General features: G+C 38.0%; 2 protein-coding genes. Both read right to left on the bottom strand.

What is annotated here, in order from left to right; all coding sequences use genetic code 11:
• Window positions 1-326 precede the first annotated feature (326 nt).
• A complete protein-coding gene (locus tag ACTRWE_RS18920; protein WP_462880509.1) occupies window positions 327-2111 on the bottom strand; it encodes a choice-of-anchor I family protein in 1785 nt (594 codons plus the stop codon).
• 157 nt (window positions 2112-2268) lie between these two features.
• Window positions 2269-2874 (bottom strand): DUF1240 domain-containing protein, encoded by a 606-nt coding sequence (locus tag ACTRWE_RS18925; RefSeq protein WP_462880510.1) that lies wholly within the window; start codon window positions 2872-2874, stop codon window positions 2269-2271.
• Between the last annotated feature and the right edge of the window lie 114 nt (window positions 2875-2988).

The raw sequence follows: 2988 nt of genomic DNA on the forward strand, positions 1-2988 counted from the left end.
CTTTTTTGTCAACACTTAATTTTTAGTTTCTTTTAAAAGATTTAAAAGCTAAGTTTTACTCGACTCACTTACCGTTTGTTCAGCGCTTTTCATTGCTGCCTGCCGGGTCAGTGGATGCGCATTATAGGGATATTCTGGAGAGGGTCAATGCTTTATTTCAGTTTTATTAAATTAATTTCAATTTAGTACAATAACCATACAAACAAAGGGCTACAGGGCTGTTTTTGATTAAAAAGCATTCACATAAGGCATGATTATTGAGAGGGGAGGAAGTAAAAGCGATTTATAGATAACCGCTACATCGCTTTTACTTAAAACTTTACTAATTACTGAGTTGTTATTTCCCATACGGCAATTGAGCCTGAGATTTCATTACCGATTATAAGCAGTGCTTCGTTTGTTGCACTTTGCGCTGCAGGAACAAATGTCATTCCTTCAGGAGCAAGATCGCCACTTATATCTGCACTTGGTTCTAAACCACGATTATAAAAGTAGTCTTGAAATTTCACATCGTAAGGGTTGGTTATATCAAACACCATTATTGTGCCCATACGCTCTAAGCCAACAAAAGCAAATAACCTATCGCCAACCTCACCTAATGTTAGCGCTTCGGGTTCTGCCCCTTTATCATCTGAGCGTGTATCGCCTTTATTTTCATCTTCGTTATTATTGAATGCATTGCCATGAACAGAAGCGGTTACTCGTGCAATTTGATCGCCTGAGTCAAACACCACCAGCCCATTGCTATCCCAAATGGTAAATGACCGTGCGCCATAAGCATAAAGCGATTCGTATTGGCCGTCGTTATTTTTATCACCTTTTACTGTTGTAACTTTTAAACGACCAATGTCGTTATCATCGTTATTTAAGTAATCGAAGTTAGCTGCGAGAGCTAGATCTTCTGCGCGGCTTTCATCTATATATGCCAAACACCCATCTTTAGCGTCATAATCAAGGCCGCCCTGAGCGATGCAATCAGCTTCATCGCTTGCATCAAAAAAGTATTCGCGTGCATCACCCTCGTTGGCAGATACAATAAAGTTGGCTCCTTTCCAACTAAAACTTGCAATTGTATCTGGCTGATACATGCCATATAAACCAGGGTATGATTTAAAGTTAACACCGCCGTCTTTATCTGAAGCGTCAAATTGTAAGTTTGACCAATCTTTAAAACCGAGTCCTTTTAGCTCAAGGGAATTATCTTCAAGGTTGATGATGGCTAGAGCGTTATTTTCTTGAATAGAGACATAAGCGTATTTATTATCCTTGGAAATGCTCACATATTCTGGCTCTAAATCCATCGCAACCGTGGTATTTATTAAATTACCATTAATAGTACGTCCAGTAGGATTGGCAAACACTAAGCCCTGCGCTTCTAATTCTGCTTGCTTATTATTGTAAGCTTGAAAGTTTATGCTCAAAGCGGTATCGGCAATAGTGCCGTTATTGATATCGATAATGCTAATTGTGCCTTCGGGGTCGATACTGTAGTCGCCATTAGGTTCACCTTCATTAGCAACCACTACTTTTGCACCATCATGGCTAAAGGTAACCATGTCGGGTAGGGCACCTACAGTTACATTTTTAATAAATACTGGTGTATCTCCGCCAATATTGTAAAACGCTATTTGGCCAGCTTCGCCCACGTTTGTAGCAGCCATTGCTACCGCTAATAATTGGTTATTTGCATCGATAGCTATGCTGTTTGCATCACCAGGCGTATTTTCATTTAGTGAGAGCGTAATGGCAGAGGCTAAGTTGGTCGCGGTTACAATACCTTCGTTATCTTTTACTAATGCTGCAGTGTCGAACGTATCGGCAGGAATGATATTCACAACTGCCTCATCGCCAGAGCTATTAATGGCATAAATCCACTTTTTAGAGGCTTGGTAGGCGACTATTTCAGCTGCACCCTCTGGGCTTTGTGCATTGAGTACTGCGCGGCCAATAAGATTGATATTTAAAGCTGAATTTGCATTAGTGCCGTTTTCACCATTACTACCCGCTGTACCTTGTACACCCTGTGCGCCATCTTGGCCGTCATCACCATCAAGTGAGCAGCCAGTTAATAGTGATAGCAAAGAAAAGGCTATTATTGATTTGTTTAACATTATTGTTTTCCTTAGTGTTGTATTTGTTAAATATCAACACACAGGGATGACAACAGTATGGCATTTTTATTTATAGAATATTTAGACAATAAAAAAGCGAGTTATAAAACTCGCTTTAATAGGGCTTGGCCTGTTACTCATTAAAACGGACTGGCCGCTACATATTATTTATATAATCATCGCGCATTTTTCGAGTTATTTTTATAAACTCTTTTAACTCATCAACGGAAGGTTCAATACCTTGTTGGTTTTTCTGTTCAAACCAATCGGTAACATCACTGATTATGACGGAACCACCCTGTAGGCATAATTCATCATTTTTTAGCCAAACATCGGGACCTCTTAATGATGGACTGGTATACCAATTACAAAAGCTATATCCCTCGAGTGTTAATTTAGACTCAATATAAAAACTATTAGCAATAGATAAAATTATATATAAAGGTATTGCGCGCAGCATAAGCTTTACCATTAACCTTATTGTTTTTTCATTGCGGAAGTTCAATACTTTTTGTAAACCTGCAATTGTCATTAAAACAGGAAATGGAGCCATTACTATTATCGGAGCCAACAAGCCGCTTTCTCGAATATAATAAAGCGACTCATCAAAATAAACATTTTCAACAAACCCATAATAAGAGAAATAAAATAAAGCAATTGTAAATAATATAAAAGCAAACAGGCCTATCACAACAGTTAATTTATGCTCGAAGCTTTGTTCTGTAAAACGTTCCTCGGATTTTTCCCATTCTAAAATAGACATTGTTTATAGCTCATTTTTATTAGGGTGAAATTTACCTCTGGAGGCCAGAAGAATCCTTTTATAAAATTATTTAACTTATCTGGTTATTTTAAATAAAAACGACTGCAGCAATTT

Source organism: Pseudoalteromonas sp. G5_S1_54_S4, from assembly GCF_054968565.1.

Bases quoted from the DNA above. Each gene is read 5' to 3' on its own strand.
- ACTRWE_RS18920 (WP_462880509.1), bottom strand. From the start codon at position 2,111: ATGTTAAACAAATCAATAATAGCCTTTTCTTTGCTATCACTATTAACT.
- ACTRWE_RS18925 (WP_462880510.1), bottom strand. From the start codon at position 2,874: ATGTCTATTTTAGAATGGGAAAAATCCGAGGAACGTTTTACAGAACAA.